The 14,380-nt window shown below is 60.5% G+C and carries 13 protein-coding genes; 3 read left to right on the top strand and 10 right to left on the bottom strand.

All coding sequences use genetic code 11. The features are described from left to right. Window positions 1–173 precede the first annotated feature (173 nt). The gene (locus ACQ4WO_RS23180; RefSeq protein WP_436483416.1) at window positions 174–1,532 is read left to right on the top strand and encodes a family 43 glycosylhydrolase; all 1,359 of its coding nucleotides are present in this window, start codon (window positions 174–176) and stop codon (window positions 1,530–1,532) included. 9 nt (window positions 1,533–1,541) lie between these two features. On the opposite strand, the gene ACQ4WO_RS23185 is transcribed toward ACQ4WO_RS23180, so the two are convergent. Continuing rightward, on the bottom strand, window positions 1,542–1,988 hold the full coding sequence (locus ACQ4WO_RS23185) for a response regulator (protein WP_081368151.1): 447 nt from the start codon (window positions 1,986–1,988) through the stop codon (window positions 1,542–1,544). Window positions 1,989–2,275: 287 nt separating this feature from the next. Here ACQ4WO_RS23185 and ACQ4WO_RS23190 point away from each other — a divergent pair, with 287 nt between their 5' ends. Together ACQ4WO_RS23190 and ACQ4WO_RS23195 are read left to right on the top strand one after the other, a co-directional pair. After that, a complete protein-coding gene (locus tag ACQ4WO_RS23190) occupies window positions 2,276–4,387 on the top strand; it encodes a TonB-dependent receptor family protein (protein WP_436483417.1) in 2,112 nt (703 codons plus the stop codon). 281 nt (window positions 4,388–4,668) lie between these two features. Next, window positions 4,669–5,118 (top strand): hypothetical protein, encoded by a 450-nt coding sequence (locus tag ACQ4WO_RS23195; RefSeq protein WP_034760117.1) that lies wholly within the window; start codon window positions 4,669–4,671, stop codon window positions 5,116–5,118. 320 nt (window positions 5,119–5,438) lie between these two features. Here ACQ4WO_RS23195 and ACQ4WO_RS23200 read toward each other — a convergent pair whose 3' ends face one another. From ACQ4WO_RS23200 to rbfA, 9 genes are all read right to left on the bottom strand, one after another. Then, a complete protein-coding gene (locus tag ACQ4WO_RS23200) occupies window positions 5,439–5,822 on the bottom strand; it encodes a hypothetical protein (RefSeq protein ID WP_034782540.1) in 384 nt (127 codons plus the stop codon). A 150-nt stretch (window positions 5,823–5,972) separates the two neighbouring features. Next, window positions 5,973–6,545 carry a hypothetical protein gene (locus ACQ4WO_RS23205; RefSeq protein ID WP_436483418.1) on the bottom strand — a complete coding sequence of 191 codons (573 nt, stop codon included), beginning with the start codon at window positions 6,543–6,545 and terminating at the stop codon, window positions 5,973–5,975. Between the two features lie 167 nt (window positions 6,546–6,712). Further along, window positions 6,713–7,060 (bottom strand): energy transducer TonB, encoded by a 348-nt coding sequence (locus ACQ4WO_RS23210; RefSeq protein ID WP_233516259.1) that lies wholly within the window; start codon window positions 7,058–7,060, stop codon window positions 6,713–6,715. A gap of 63 nt (window positions 7,061–7,123) precedes the next feature. Continuing rightward, entirely contained in the window at window positions 7,124–8,863 is a 1,740-nt protein-coding gene (locus tag ACQ4WO_RS23215; protein ID WP_436483523.1) for a methyl-accepting chemotaxis protein, read from the bottom strand. A 535-nt stretch (window positions 8,864–9,398) separates the two neighbouring features. Further along, window positions 9,399–9,860 carry a hypothetical protein gene (locus tag ACQ4WO_RS23220; RefSeq protein ID WP_436483419.1) on the bottom strand — a complete coding sequence of 154 codons (462 nt, stop codon included), beginning with the start codon at window positions 9,858–9,860 and terminating at the stop codon, window positions 9,399–9,401. Continuing rightward, window positions 9,860–10,855: a tRNA dihydrouridine(20/20a) synthase DusA gene (gene dusA, locus ACQ4WO_RS23225; RefSeq protein ID WP_034760136.1), complete on the bottom strand. Its 996-nt coding sequence runs from the start codon at window positions 10,853–10,855 to the stop codon at window positions 9,860–9,862. Before dusA ends, ACQ4WO_RS23220 begins: the two co-directional genes overlap by 1 nt. Before the next feature lie 119 nt (window positions 10,856–10,974). Further along, complete coding sequence (gene typA, locus ACQ4WO_RS23230; protein ID WP_092716010.1) at window positions 10,975–12,807, bottom strand: translational GTPase TypA; 1,833 nt, start codon at window positions 12,805–12,807, stop codon at window positions 10,975–10,977. A gap of 207 nt (window positions 12,808–13,014) precedes the next feature. Then, on the bottom strand, window positions 13,015–13,950 hold the full coding sequence (truB, locus tag ACQ4WO_RS23235) for a tRNA pseudouridine(55) synthase TruB (RefSeq protein ID WP_436483420.1): 936 nt from the start codon (window positions 13,948–13,950) through the stop codon (window positions 13,015–13,017). A gap of 2 nt (window positions 13,951–13,952) precedes the next feature. After that, on the bottom strand, window positions 13,953–14,369 hold the full coding sequence (gene rbfA, locus ACQ4WO_RS23240; RefSeq protein ID WP_035825200.1) for a 30S ribosome-binding factor RbfA: 417 nt from the start codon (window positions 14,367–14,369) through the stop codon (window positions 13,953–13,955). Between the last annotated feature and the right edge of the window lie 11 nt (window positions 14,370–14,380).

The following is a 14,380-nucleotide window of genomic DNA, read 5'->3' on the forward strand; positions in this document are numbered from 1 at the left end:
AGAAGAGCCCGGTTTTCGAACCGGGCTTTTTCTATTTCAGCGCCGCTTTTATTTCTTCAGCGATACCCGCCCCGGTATCGCTTCCTGTAAAAAATTCATTAGTGCAAATTTGACCATCGCCCTACTCTGGGGTGCGGCCTGGACCGCCCCATAAAAACAGTACGGAGACAACGATGAAGCAAATCCTGGCAGCACTGTGCCTGATGTTCTGCGCCCATGCGCAAGCGATCAACCTGACGGGCGTGCCCAACGCGCACGACCCCGGCACCCTCACGCGCGACGGCGACATGTATTTCAATTTCACGACGGGCGACGGCATCTGGTATTCCACCTCGACGGACTTGCTGAAATGGTCAGCAGGCCCCGCGCCCGTGTTCAGCACGCCGCCTGCCTGGATCGCCAATAAAATCCCCAATTTCAGCGGCTCGTACTGGGCGCCCGACGTGATCCACATGAACGGCTATTACTATTTGTATTACTCGGTGTCCACCTTCGGCACGTCCGTGTCGGCCATCGGCGTGGCCCGTTCCGCCTCGCTGAAAAACCCGAGCTGGACGGACTTGGGCATCGTCGTGCAATCGTATGGGGGTAGCGGGGAAATCAATGCCATCGACCCGGCCCTGTTCCGCGATTATGACGGCAAGGTTTACATGTCGTATGGCTCGTTTTTCGGCGGCATCGGCGTGACGGAAATCAACCAGGCCACGGGCAAGACGAGCGGCAACGTCACCACCATCCTCGGTGGCGGCGGCAAGGATATCGAAGCGCCCTACATCGCGCGCGATGGCGAGTACTACTATCTGTTCGCCAACCGCGGCACATGCTGCCAGGGCGCCGCCAGCACGTATTACGTGGAAGTGCAGCGCGCCAGCAGCGTGACGGGGCCGTACAGCGGCACGCGCACGCTGCTGCCCAACCTCGATGGCAAATACAAGGGACCGGGCCATATCGGCGTACTCAAGCAGGATGGCTGCAACTACACGTCGATCCACTACTACGACGTCAACGACAATGGCGCGGCCAAGCTCGATATGTTAAAAATGACGTATGACAGCGGCTGGCCCAGCCTGACGCGCAATTTCACGGTCGCCAGCTGCGGCGGCATCTCGGATGGTCCCACGGTGCTGCGCTCGCGCCTGAGCGGCAAGGCGCTGGCCGTGGCGGGCGCCGGCACGGCGAATGGCGCACTGGTGCAGCAGCAAACGTATACGGGAGCCAAACACCAGCAATGGTATGTGGTGGGACACGGCGATGGCTACTATAGCCTGATCAATGCGAACAGCCTGCTGGGCCTGGACGACTACAACAACTCGACCACGGCCGGCACGAATATCGCGCAATGGAGCTACTGGGGCGGACTGGGCCAGCAATGGCGCTTCGCCAGCCCCGTTGCCGGCTACCAGACAATCAGCAACCGCTACAGCAACCTGACCCTGGACGTCTTAAATCTGAGCACGGCGGAAAATGCGCAGATCATCCAGTGGAATCTGACCAATGCGAACAACCAGCAGTGGTCGCTGAGCCGGCCGTAGGACAGGTGACTACCCCGCCAGCACCGACTGCACCGTCGTCGCAAGGTCTTCCAGGCGCACGGGCTTGACGAGGAAGTGGCGGAAGCCCACAGCCAGCGCGTCGTCCATGTACATAGGCAGGCTGTGGCCGGTGACGGCGATCAGCACGGCGTTGGCCGTCTCGGGATTGTGGTGCAGGCGGCGGCCGATTTCGATGCCGCTGATGCCGGGCATTTCGATGTCGAGGTAGACGGCGTCGGGCACGCACAGCTTGACTTGCTCGACGGCCATCTGCCAGTTGCGCACCACCACGGCGTGGTGGCCCAGCGCTTCAAGCAGCATGGCCAGCGATTCACCCACTTCCTGGTTGTCGTCGACCACCAGCAGATTCAATTTGCGCGCAGCACTTGCCGGCTGGTCGCCCTGGCGGCGTTCCACGGAGGAAATGCCTGGTGTCGTTTCAGTTGTCTGGCTCATTGTACGTTCACGTCTGACGGCTGCAAAAGCGGGAGTATACAAGAAGCGCCCGCAATGCCGCCGCACCCGAGCAATGGTGCCAAGCGGCAATCCAAACCGCCCACCGTACCGCGCCAGCAACACTTCCCCATCACACAGTCAGGCACATAGCCACTACGCAACATTCGCAATTGACGGATAAAATGAGAATCATTATCATTCTTATCCCCTTGCGCCGGATGTCCACGCCACGATGTTGTCGCGCCGCCCGATTGCCGCGCAAACATTGTCATTACGGAGATCCATGCATGGCTGCCACACCTTTCACACTGCCCTTTTCGCTGCGCCCGTGCGCGCTGGCCATCGCCCTCGCCTGCCTGAACGCGCCCATCGCCGCGCAGGCACAGCAAGCCAATACGGCCGATAATGCCGGTCCCATCCTGGAATCGATTCAGGTCAGCAGCAACCTGCTGGGCACCAGCATGGCCGCCAGCACGAAAAATTTCGCGGGCGCCCGCACCGTGGTGCAAAAGGACGACATCGAGAACTCGGGCGCGACCAGCCTCAGCGACGTGATGCGCCGCATTCCCGGCGTGCAGATCAGCGACAACTCGGGCAGCGCCGGCAGCGCCATCTCCCTGAATATCGGCGTGCGCGGCCTTGCCGGGCGCTATTCGCCACGCAGCACGGTCTTGCTGGACGGCATCCCGATGTCGGTGGCCCCGTATGGCCAGCCGCAACTGTCGTTCGCGCCCGTCAGCCTGGCCAATGTCGAGACGGTCGACGTGGTGCGCGGCGGCGGCGCCGTGCGCTTCGGCCCGCAAAACGTGGGCGGCATCATCAATTTCAAGACGCGCCGCGTACCCACCACGCCAGGCATCACGGGCGACGCCACCGTGCGCTACAACTCGTACAGCGAAGTGGGCCACAACACGCAGGCCAGCGTCTTTGCCGGCACCCAGCTCGACAGCGGCCTGGGACTGGCCGTGCTGTATTCGGGCATCCGCGGCAGCGACTGGCGCGTGGGCAGCGATGAAAAGGTCAACGACTTCGCCCTGAAATTCCGCTACGACCTGAGCCCGACGGCCGAGGTGTACGCCAAGCTGTCCTACTACGACGTGACGTCGCGCACGCCGGGCGGCCTGACCGCCGCGCAATACAAGGCCGCCCCATTCCAGAACACGCGACCGACCGACTTCTGGAGCGGCGAGCGCAAGGCCTTCGACATCGGCTACCTGAATGCCATGTCGAACACGCAGGAATTCGAAGTGCGCGCCTACTACAACAAGAGCTCGCGCGAAAGCACCCTGATCAATGCGAGCCGCACCGGCCTGGGCCGCCAGCCGCGCAACTATGAAACGACGGCCATCGAGCCGCGCTACACGCAGCGTTTTACGACCGGCAAAGTGTCGCAAGACGTTACCGTCGGCTACCGCTACCTGGCCGAGCGGGCCGATGAAAGTATCTACAATGTAGTCATCGCCACCGGCGTGCAACAAAAGCCGACGCGCTTCGCCGACAACTCGACCGATGCGCAAGCCGTGTATATCGATGACAAGATCGCCATCGACGCGTGGCGTATCACGCCGGGCGTGCGCTACGAGCACATCAAGACGGAACGCTTCAATCACTTGCCGACCGACCAGAAGATCGATCTGCTCAACAACAAGGCCCTGCCCTCGCTGAACGTGGCCTACTTGCTCAACAACAACGTGACCCTGTTCGGCAACTACAACAGCTCGTTTGGCGCCGTGCAAAATACGCAGCTCAATGCGCAGTCAAGCAAGAACCCGCTGCAGCCGGAACTGGCGAAAACGGCCGAGCTGGGCGCGCGCTGGAAGAGCGGCCAGCTGTCGGCCGAAGCAACCTTTTTCAACATCAAGTTCGACAACCAGATCCAGTCCATCGGCAGCGGCGAGAACGTCGTCTTCTACAACGTCGGCGCCACGCACCACCGGGGCCTGGAATCGGCCATCGACTACCACTTCGGCAAGTCCGGCCCGCTGGCCGGCTTGAACGCCTACGCCACCTACACCTACACCAAGGCGACCTTGCAGGATGGCGCGAACGCGGGCAACGACGTGCCCTTCTATTCGCGCGCCACGGACACCATCGGCGCGCACTACCAGCTGGGCGCCTGGGGCTTCGACCTGTCGAGCAGCCACCAGAGCCGCCAGTTCGCCGACGAAGCCAACACCGTGGCGGAAAACGCGGCCGGCAGCGTGGGCGTGATTCCCGGCTTCCGTACCTGGAACACGCAAGTGAAATGGAAAGTGCCGGGCCAGAATGGCCTGGAGCTGGTTGCCGGCGTCAACAATCTCGCCGACAAGCGCTACTTCACGCGCACCTCGGACGGCAACCTGGGCAAGCTGGTGGGTGCACCGCGCATGGTTTACCTGCAAGGCCGCCTGGCGTTCTGATGTCCGTGCGCAGCTGTGCCCGTCGGAGCGCAGCGGACGTACAAATGCCACCCCGCCGTATGGCCGGGCGGCATTTTTCATGAAAAAATAGGTGCACCGCATCAATAAATGTTGCCATAAAGAATTAAATTGACGCTACAATAGCGGGGTATCAAGCAATGCCAAGCATCGCTCCGCCAGGGCCCCTACCCCGCCCTGATCATCAGCACGCATTTTTTGAACAGGAAGGCTGGCACCACCGGGCCCGATTGCGCTCCCGGCACGGCCACCGCACACGCACCATGTCTGCAGAAAAAACCATTACCGAAACGAGTTCCTACGGCAAGGAAACGCCCGTGGGACGTCCCGACATCGATGGCCGCGCCGGCATTTTCGTGCCCACGGCGGAATTCGACATCAGCAACAACACCACCATCCGCAAGGGCGCGGGCATTGTCGGCTTCGGCAACCTCGACGGCACCCTGACCGTGTATTTCGAAGCGAACCGCTTCGACGAAAGCAATCTGCACAAATGGGAACACAAGGCGCGCAAGGCATATGACCGCATGGTCATGGGCGCGCCCACGGTGTCGAAGGCGAAAATCGATGCGCGCATGCTGGAACAGGTGGGCATCATCGATGGCATGGGCATCAATCTCAAGCACCCGGAACGCCTGACGCACTGGCTGACGATTTCGAACGTGCCGGACACGGCGCCGGAAGAGCCGGTAGTGCGCTGGAAAAACCGCTAGGCAGCCGGAGAGCGAGGCGGGGCGCCAGGGACGAGGTGTTGTCCTACATCGTGGCGGACATTCATCCGATGCCCAAAAGCATCAACTCATCCTATGATGAAAGCCTGACAACACCTCATTCTACTCAGGAGTACGACATGTCCCGCCTCATCCCGATCAGCTTTGGTGCCTTGCAAATAGGTCTGGCAGCGGCGGCGATGTACATCCTGTGCTCGGCGGACGTGGTGCTGCACCAGACGGCCGTGTATTTCCACTAATAAAATGAAATAGCCGGGCAAGCAATGCTTGTCCGGCTTTGTCCTGCATGCAAGTGCGGTAGATTAGCGGCGGCCGTGGTAGCGGCCATGCCCGCCCCAGCCGCCGCGGTGTCCACCGTAGCGCCCAAAGCCAAACATGAAGTCCAACCCGATCGTCACGGGCGGATTGTAATAATACGGTTGCGGCGCGTACACGGGCGCCGGCACGTACACGGGCTGCTGCACGTATACCGGCTGTTGCTGCACATACACGGGTTCATTCGTATATTCCACGCGCGGCGCGCTCATCACACGGCCAGACTGCACCGGCTCGGACGAGACCGTATGCCATTCGTAGGGATTGTAAGCCCCCTGCGGCGCGCGCGAACCGTAATACGCGGGACCGGGCGGTGCCACGGCGCAGCCACCCAAGGCGGCCAGCGAAATTACTGCCAACAGGGTTTTCATCGCAATTCTCCTAATGTGTACTACCTTAATTAACCACTATAAGAAATTACGCGGGCCTTTGCTGCGCTTTTACCGATTGTTACACCCCGACGCACGCCGCAACATGATATGTGGCAAAGTTGCCACAAGCGGCCCACGCGGCATGTTTCCTCAAATAAATGGAATCGCGCACGTATCGATGGCCTTGCCAGCCGCATCGTAGCGCTGCACGCACACCTGGTAGCGCACGCCGTAATCGAGCTCGACCTGCTCGACCTTGCCATACTTCAATTTCCAGCTGGGCTGCACCTGTTGCCGCCCTTCCAGCGCGGCAACATCCTGGGGAATCGCCATCGCCGTTTGCGTCTCGCCCTGGCGCGCATCCTGGCGCCGCGCCACGTCGATCGATACATTCACGGTCAGGTCCACGCCGCCGTCCGCATAGCTCAGCGTGGGCGCGCCGCGCTGCGCCCGCATCACGCCCCAGGCGCAAGGCTTGCCGCCGGCCTCGCATTGCTTCAGTTGCGCCAGCGGGAAATACTCAGGGGCAATCTTGCCATTCTTGATGGGCCAGCTCGTGCGCACGCCGTCGCGCTTGCCCGTCAGGGGATTGTCCCAGCTCAGGCTATTGACGACGGCCACGGTCTGCCCCGCCTGCAAGCCCACGGGCGTGCCCAGCGAGGCGCAGGCGGAAAGCAGCAAACCGGTGGCGGCCAGGGAGGAAAGTGTCAGGATGCGCTGCATGATAGGCCTCTTGTGGTGGGAGATCCCGAAGATATGTTTCGAGGGTAACAGAATCGGCGGCAACAGTGCCGTTGGCTGACGCACATAACAGTACGGGCGGCACCTTGCAGGCGCCGCCCGTAGCGGATACGGCCATGCCGGGAGCATCGCTCCCGGCGATACGTGGATCAGTCCAGCTTCCAGGCGTAATCGACTTTGGTCCAGGTTTGCGCCGCGGCGCCATCCTTGGTGCCCGGCTTGAACTTGCATGCGGACAGGGCCTTGATGGCGGCCTTGTCCAGGTTCTTGAAGCCGCTGCTCTTGTCGACTTTCGAGTCGGCAACGCTACCATCGGCATTGACCAGGAAGGACATCGACACGGTGCCCTGCTCTTCGTTCATCAGCGAGGCTTTCGGATAGTCGGCCTTGCAGTTCTTGGCATCGAACGACGCCGGCACCTCGGCCGCGAAGGCGGCGGAAGAAACGGACACCAGCAAGGCTGCTGCAACACTCATCAAACGCTTATTCTCAAACATGTGCTTCCCCATGATTATTATCAAATACGGCAGTTACCATTTCCTGTGCGCTGTTGGCCGCGCTTAAAACTCTTCCCACTCATCATTGCTGCCCGCGCCTGCCGCCTTGCGTGGCGCCGCAGCAGCCACGGGAGCGGCAGCTTCGGTCTTGCGCGTCAGCGACTTCACCGGGCGCAATGCCGGCGCCGGCTTGCGCACGGCCACCGGTGCGGCGGCCACGGGGACCGGCACATATGCCGCCGGCTTCTCTTCGCCTTCGACCAGTTTGAAGATGCTGACCACGTGGGCCAGTTCGGCCGCCTGGTCCTGCAAGCTTTGCGCCGCGGCGGCTGCCTGCTCCACCAGGGCCGCATTTTGCTGCGTCATGCCATCCATCTCGATGATCGACAGGTTGACCTGTTCGATACCGGCGCTTTGTTCCTGGCTGGCACTGGCGATCTCGCTCATGATGTCGGTCACGCGGCGTACGCTGTCGACCACTTCGCCCATCGTCACGCCGGCCTGGCCGACCAGACGCGTGCCGCGTTCCGTCTTCTCGGCCGAATCGTCGATGAGGATCTTGATTTCTTTCGCGGCGCCAGCGGAACGCTGGGCCAGGTTGCGCACTTCCGACGCCACTACGGCAAAGCCGCGGCCTTGCTCGCCGGCACGTGCCGCTTCCACGGCAGCATTCAGCGCCAGGATGTTGGTCTGGAAGGCGATGCCATCGATCACGCCAATGATGTCGACAATCTTCTTCGCCGACTCATTGATCGAGCTCATGGTGTCAACCACTTGCGACACCACGGAGCCGCCCTTGATGGCGACATCCGATGCCGTGGCGGCCAGCTTGTTGGCTTCGCGCGCATTGTCCGCATTCTGTTTCACGGTCGAGGTCAGCTCTTCCATGGCCGACGCCGTTTTTTCCAGCGCGCTGGCCTGCATTTCCGTGCGCGACGACAAGTCGATATTGCCGTCGGCAATTTCGCGCGACGCCGTGCCGATAGTTTCCGTACCGACGCGCACCTGGCCGACGATGCCCACCAGGCTGTTGCGCATTTCCTTCATTTCCGCCAGCAGGCTGGACGTATCGGAAGGCTGCGTGTGGATGCCGATCGACAGGTCGCCATTGGCGATGCTGCCGGCGATCGATGCCGTGTAGTCAGGTTCGCCGCCCAGCTGTTTCAGCAGGCCGCGGGTAATCACCAGTGCTGCCGCCACGCCCATCGCCACGGCCAGTACGCCGAGAATGATCATGAACAGGCGCGCGCTGTCGAAGGCCTTGCGGGCGTCCGATTGCATCTGCTCGTTGAGCTTGTCTTCCAGCACGGCCAGCTGTTCCAGCGCTTCCATCCATTTTTTCTGTACCGGACGGATTTCCTTGATCATCACGCGCGTGGCGCCTTCTGCATCGTTGGCCATCCACAGTGCGGATGCCTTGGCGATGGCCGGCATGGCGGCCGCTTCGTATTCCTTGATCGAGGTCAGCAGCGCTTTTTCTTCAGGAGTGGACTCGACGGCGAATTTCTCTTCGAGCTTCTTCTGCGTTTCCTGATAGGTGCTCGTCTGCGTCTTGATACGCGCCATTTCCGGCTCCATATCGCCCGCGTCAGTCATCAGGGTCAGGATGCGCAGCGAGGTGATGCGGTCGCTGACGTTGCCACGCATGTCGATCACCAGGCGGGTGACGACGTTGTTGACATTGATCACGTGATCAAGACGCTCCTGGATTTGCGCCATGCGCGCGATGCCGAGGACGGTCACGGCCACCAGCAGAACCAGTACCAGGGCGAAACCCAGGCCCAGGCGGGTACCAACCTTCATTTTTGCTAAATTCATTTCGGCTCTTCGTAAATGAAACTATTGATAAGGATTTTTGCCCGGCACGACAAGACGAAGGCTGCGCAACACCGGCATCCGCCCTTACCCATTGGTATGCTGGCGGTATCCGGCCGCACGCAGCCCGGGGTACTTACTGGTCTTTCAGCAGCCCTGGAAACGCCAGTGACTGCGAATGCAAACTTGCTCCGCACGCTGAATTTTTGACACCGTTGATGTGAGATCAACATCAAACATTCATATGAGAAATATTTGTCTATAATCAATTATAGGTGTAAATTTTGCCTCAAAGCAAGCAATATGTACCCGAATAAATGGCTGATTAACTTTCTTCGGGGAAATGGCAACAACGCCGTTTCTTGCCTCTTAGAAATGCCCCACGACAGTGCGGGCATGCGCCGAAACAGCGCATTAACAACACATGGCGTAGCCATATTGCATCGTTTTGGGAGAGGGACTCAGAGGAAGGGGAAGTGCGGACAATACCAGTGCGAAGTAGCACCGGTATAGACAAGTTGACTCAGCTGTCCCAGCTGCAATGCATCACATAGGCGTGGCACTCTGTGCCGAAGACAAAGACGCTCCAGATGGCGCCCAATTGACCGGCCAGGCTGCGTTGGCTAGACAATACCAGTTGATACCAGCGGGGCTCGGCGCCCAGCAGTTCGGCCAGTTCGCGCTTGAAACCGTCATATAAACGTGCGTCGAGCGGCTGGCGGTCCGCCTCGCTCGTCGGATGCAGGCGCTCGAGCAGCCACTGGCGCGGCGTGCACAAAGCGCCGCTGCACACGACCGTTTCGAGCGGCAGCAGACGCAAGCCGTCGGGCGTCACATCCAGCGCGCGGCACAGGGCATCGAACGATGCCTGCGGCGGCAATGGCCCCAGATACGTGCAGAGCAAGTCGCTGCCATCATCCTTGAGCGCGCTGACGGCTTGCAGATAGCCGTCGATGTGGCGCGCATGACCGTGGAAATCGTCCATTACGCAGGCAGCGACAAGCGCGCTGCCGCTTCCAGCAGCAAACGCGGATCGCCCGAAGCCAGCTTCTTGGAATCGGACAGAGTCTGGCGGAAACCGCGCGCGCCGGGCAGGTTTTGCATCAGGCCCAGCATGTGGCGCGTGACGCTGTTCAGCTTTAATCTTCCCGCTTCTTTTTCCAGCTGCGCGCTGATATACGGAATCATCGCTTCGAGCACTTGCTCGCGCGTTTTGACAGGCGACTCGTCGCCGTAATAACGCTGGTCGAACTGCGCCATCACGTACGGGTTGTGATACGCCTCGCGGCCCAGCATCACGCCGTCCAGATGCTGCAAGTGCAGGTCGATTTCATCGAGCGTCTTGATGCCGCCATTGATGATGAACTCGAACTGGGGAAAGTCGCGTTTCAATCGATACGCGTAATCGTATTTCAGGGGCGGCACTTCGCGGTTTTCCTTCGGGCTCAGGCCTTTCAGGATGGCGTTGCGCGCATGCACGATAAACGTCTTGCAGCCGGCGTCGGCCACGGTGCCGACGAAGTCGCGCACGAAGTCGTACGACTCGCTGTCATCGATGCCGATGCGGTGTTTCACCGTGACGTCGATATCGACCACGTCGCGCATGGCTTTCACGCAGTCGGCCACCAGTTGCGGCTCGGCCATCAGGCAGGCGCCAAATGCGCCCTTTTGCACGCGCTCGGACGGGCAACCGCAGTTCAGGTTGACTTCGTCGTAACCCCACTGCTGGCCCAGCTTGGCGCTGGTGGCCAGGTCCTTCGGATCGCTGCCGCCCAGCTGCAGCGCCACCGGATGCTCTTCCTCGTTGAAGCGCAAATGGCGCTCCACGTCGCCGTACACGAGCGCGCCCGTCGTCACCATCTCGGTGTAGAGCCAGGTGTGGCGCGTAATTTCGCGGTGGAACTTGCGGCAATGGCGGTCGGTCCAGTCCATCATCGGGGCGACGGACAGGCGGCGGGAAGGCAAAGAAGAGGAAGTCATGGTGTCTACAAAAAACAGGAGCTGCAAATGACAAACCCGCTGCGCGCCTCACCGGTGAAGGAAAGGCGGAGCAACGGGCTTGAGCGCGGCATGGCCCGCAGGCCATGCTCTACAACAGATTACGAATCACGCGACGCTTTTTTACGCTCGTGCTCTTTCAGGAAGCGCTTGCGCAGACGGATCGATTTAGGCGTGATTTCCACCAGTTCGTCGTCCTCGATGAATTCGACTGCGTATTCCAGCGACATCTGGATTGGCGGTACCAGGCGCACCGCTTCGTCGGTACCCGACGAACGCACGTTGGTCAACTGCTTGCCCTTGATCGGGTTGACGACCAGGTCGTTGTCGCGCGAGTGGATACCGATGACCATGCCTTCGTAGACTGGGTCATTGTGCGACACGAACATGCGGCCGCGGTCTTGCAGTTTCCAGATAGCGTAGGCAACAGCGGCGCCGTCATCTTGCGAGATCAGCACGCCGTTACGACGGCCGGCCATTTCGCCACGGGTGTTGTCGACTGGCGCGTATTCGTGGAATACGTGGCTCATCAGGCCGGTGCCGCGGGTCAGGGTCATGAATTCGCCCTGGAAGCCGATCAGGCCACGCGCCGGGATCAGGTACTCGAGACGCACGCGGCCCTTGCCATCCGATTCCATGTTTTGCAGGTCGCCGCGACGACGGCCCAGTTCTTCCATGACGCCGCCCTGGTTGGCTTCTTCAACGTCGACGGACAGGTTTTCAAACGGCTCGTGGCGCACGCCATCGACCATTTTGAAGACCACGCGTGGACGCGATACGGCCAGCTCGAAGCCTTCGCGACGCATGTTTTCGATCAGAATCGTCAGGTGCAGCTCGCCGCGGCCCGATACTTCGAAGATCGTGTCGTCGTCGGTTGGCGCCACGCGCAGAGCAACGTTGGCTTTCAATTCTTTTTCCAGACGGTCACGCAGTTGACGCGAGGTAACGAACTTGCCTTCGCGGCCAGCCAGCGGCGAGTTGTTGACCATGAAGTTCATGGTCAGGGTCGGCTCGTCGACGGTCAGCATCGGCAGCGCTTCCGGGGTATCCAGTGCGCACAGGGTCGAACCGATGCCGATTTCGTCGATACCGTTGATCAGGCAGATGTCGCCGGCGACGGCTTCGTCAACCAGCACGCGCTCCAGGCCCTTGAAGTTCAACACCTGGTTGATGCGGCCTTTGATAGGCGTAGCGCCTGGACCATTGATGACCAGCACGTCCTGGCCGACTTTGACGGTACCGCGGTTGACGCGGCCAATGCCGATCTTGCCGACGTACGACGAGTAGTCCAGCGAGGTGATCTGCATTTGCAGCGGGCCTTCAGGATTGTCGTCGCGCACTGGAACGTGTTCCAGGATGGCGTCGAACATCGGCTTCATGTCGCCGCCGCGCACGTCTTCGGTCAGGCCGGCATAGCCGTTCAGGCCCGAAGCGTAAACGATAGGGAAATCCAGTTGCTCATCGGTAGCGCCCAGCTTGTCGAACAGTTCGAACGTCTGGTTGATGGCCCAGTCCGGACGTGCGCCTGGACGGTCGATCTTGTTGACGATAACGATAGGCTTCAGACCCAGTGCCAGCGCCTTGCGCGTGACGAAACGGGTTTGCGGCATCGGGCCTTCCTGTGCATCGATCAGCAGCAGAACCGAGTCCACCATCGACAGAACACGTTCCACTTCGCCGCCGAAGTCGGCGTGGCCTGGGGTGTCGACGATATTGATGTGGGTGCCTTCATACTCAACGGCGCAGTTCTTCGACAGAATCGTAATGCCGCGCTCCTTTTCCAGGTCGTTCGAGTCCATGACTCGGGTGTCGACCGCTTGGTTTTCACGGAAGGTGCCGGACTGGCGCAGCAGCTGATCCACCAGCGTGGTTTTGCCGTGGTCAACGTGGGCGATAATGGCGATATTACGAATTGCGCGTTTTGTATTTGACATGGTCGTAGTAGTTACTGAAAAACTGCGGAGTGCGTACAAGCTGTACGAGATACCCGAATGCTAATCTATTTCCGGAACCGCGTAGTATAGCATGTTGCGCTGCAACGCTATCTAAAAATGCTGGCGGCTCTTGCAGTCGGGGACGATTTGTTTAAAAAAGCGACACTGGTTCAAGAGTGTCGCTGGGTAATGTGACGTTGCCGTGACTTATTGGTGCGCCATGGCAATGAGACGCTCCGGCGCCAGGATGCTGTATTCCTGCAACTGGCCCGTGCCCAGCAGCTTGCTGTCGTGATACACGCGCACCCTGCCCGGCTCGGCTGGCACGGCGACGTCTTCCTTGCCCAGCGCGATGCGCTGGCCATGCAGGAAGCGCTTGGCCAATTCTTCCGTCAGCTGGACGGCAGGGAAACTCGACAGCAAGGCATCGACGGGAGCCAACAGGCTCAACGGCGCGGCATGCGCCGTCAGTTCATCGAGCGTGACGACGCCGTCAAGCGCCAGGTTGCCTACCTGCGTGCGCCGCAAGGCGTTCAGATGGCCGCCGCAACCGAGGGCATGGCCGATGTCTTCACCCAGTACGCGGATATACGTGCCCTTGCTGCACATCACGGACAATTTCAGGAACGGAGCTTCATAGCCGAGGAACTCGAGCTTGTGGATGGTCACCGGGCGCGCTTCGCGCTCCAGGGTGATGCCTGCCCTTGCATACTCATATAAGGGCTTGCCGTCCCTTTTCAAGGCCGAGTACATGGGCGGCGTCTGCAAAATCGGCCCGCGGAACTGCGCCAGCACGGCTTCGATCTGCTCTTCGGTGACGCTGACGTCGCGCGTTTCCAGCACGTCGCCTTCCGTATCGCCCGTATCCGTCGTCTGCCCCAGGTGCACCAGGGTTTCGTAGGTTTTGTCGGCTTCCAGCAAGTCCTGCGAGAACTTGGTCGCCTCGCCAAAGCACAGCGGCAGCAAACCCGTAGCGAACGGATCCAGGGTGCCCGTATGGCCCGCCTTCTTTGCGTTCAAGACGCGCTTGGCCTTGATCAGGGCGTCATTGCTGGACCAGCCCACAGGCTTATCCAACAGCAAAACGCCATCGACCAGGTCGCGCACCCGCTTGATGCCGGGCGGTTTCTTCGGACCCGCCACTGTTATTGCTCGTCCGCTTCGGGTTTGACATCCGGCTCGGCGTCGGCCGCGCGCGTGGCGTTGGCCTTGTCGATCAGCAGCGACATTTCCATGCCGCGCGAAGTCGAGCTGTCGTGCACGAAATGCAGCATCGGCAAGGTGTGGATGTGCAGGCGCTTGCCCAGCAAGCCACGGATGAAGCCGGACGCGGCCATCAAGCCTTCGGTGGTGTTCTTGATGGCTTCCTTGCTGTCTTTCAACATCGTGAAAAACACCTTGGCGTGTGCGTAGTCGGGCGTGATCTGCACTTCGGTGATGGTGATCATCGTGCCGACGCGTGGATCCTTCAATTCGTAGGCGACGATTTCAGCCAGATCGCGCTGGATCTGGTCAGCCACGCGCAAGCCGCGCGCTGGCATGGTTTTGCTATGTTTAGCCATGATTTTATGCT

Source organism: Janthinobacterium aestuarii (assembly GCF_051380835.1).
GTDB classification, from domain to species: domain Bacteria; phylum Pseudomonadota; class Gammaproteobacteria; order Burkholderiales; family Burkholderiaceae_D; genus Janthinobacterium; species Janthinobacterium aestuarii.

Coding starts and splice junctions, on each gene's coding strand:
- ACQ4WO_RS23180 (WP_436483416.1), top strand. CDS start 174: ATGAAGCAAATCCTGGCAGCACTGTGCCTGATGTTCTGCGCCCATGCG.
- ACQ4WO_RS23185 (WP_081368151.1), bottom strand. CDS start 1,988: ATGAGCCAGACAACTGAAACGACACCAGGCATTTCCTCCGTGGAACGC.
- ACQ4WO_RS23190 (WP_436483417.1), top strand. CDS start 2,276: ATGGCTGCCACACCTTTCACACTGCCCTTTTCGCTGCGCCCGTGCGCG.
- ACQ4WO_RS23195 (WP_034760117.1), top strand. CDS start 4,669: ATGTCTGCAGAAAAAACCATTACCGAAACGAGTTCCTACGGCAAGGAA.
- ACQ4WO_RS23200 (WP_034782540.1), bottom strand. CDS start 5,822: ATGAAAACCCTGTTGGCAGTAATTTCGCTGGCCGCCTTGGGTGGCTGC.
- ACQ4WO_RS23205 (WP_436483418.1), bottom strand. CDS start 6,545: ATGCAGCGCATCCTGACACTTTCCTCCCTGGCCGCCACCGGTTTGCTG.
- ACQ4WO_RS23210 (WP_233516259.1), bottom strand. CDS start 7,060: ATGTTTGAGAATAAGCGTTTGATGAGTGTTGCAGCAGCCTTGCTGGTG.
- ACQ4WO_RS23215 (WP_436483523.1), bottom strand. CDS start 8,863: ATGAAGGTTGGTACCCGCCTGGGCCTGGGTTTCGCCCTGGTACTGGTT.
- ACQ4WO_RS23220 (WP_436483419.1), bottom strand. CDS start 9,860: ATGGACGATTTCCACGGTCATGCGCGCCACATCGACGGCTATCTGCAA.
- dusA (WP_034760136.1), bottom strand. CDS start 10,855: ATGACTTCCTCTTCTTTGCCTTCCCGCCGCCTGTCCGTCGCCCCGATG.
- typA (WP_092716010.1), bottom strand. CDS start 12,807: ATGTCAAATACAAAACGCGCAATTCGTAATATCGCCATTATCGCCCAC.
- rbfA (WP_035825200.1), bottom strand. CDS start 14,369: ATGGCTAAACATAGCAAAACCATGCCAGCGCGCGGCTTGCGCGTGGCT.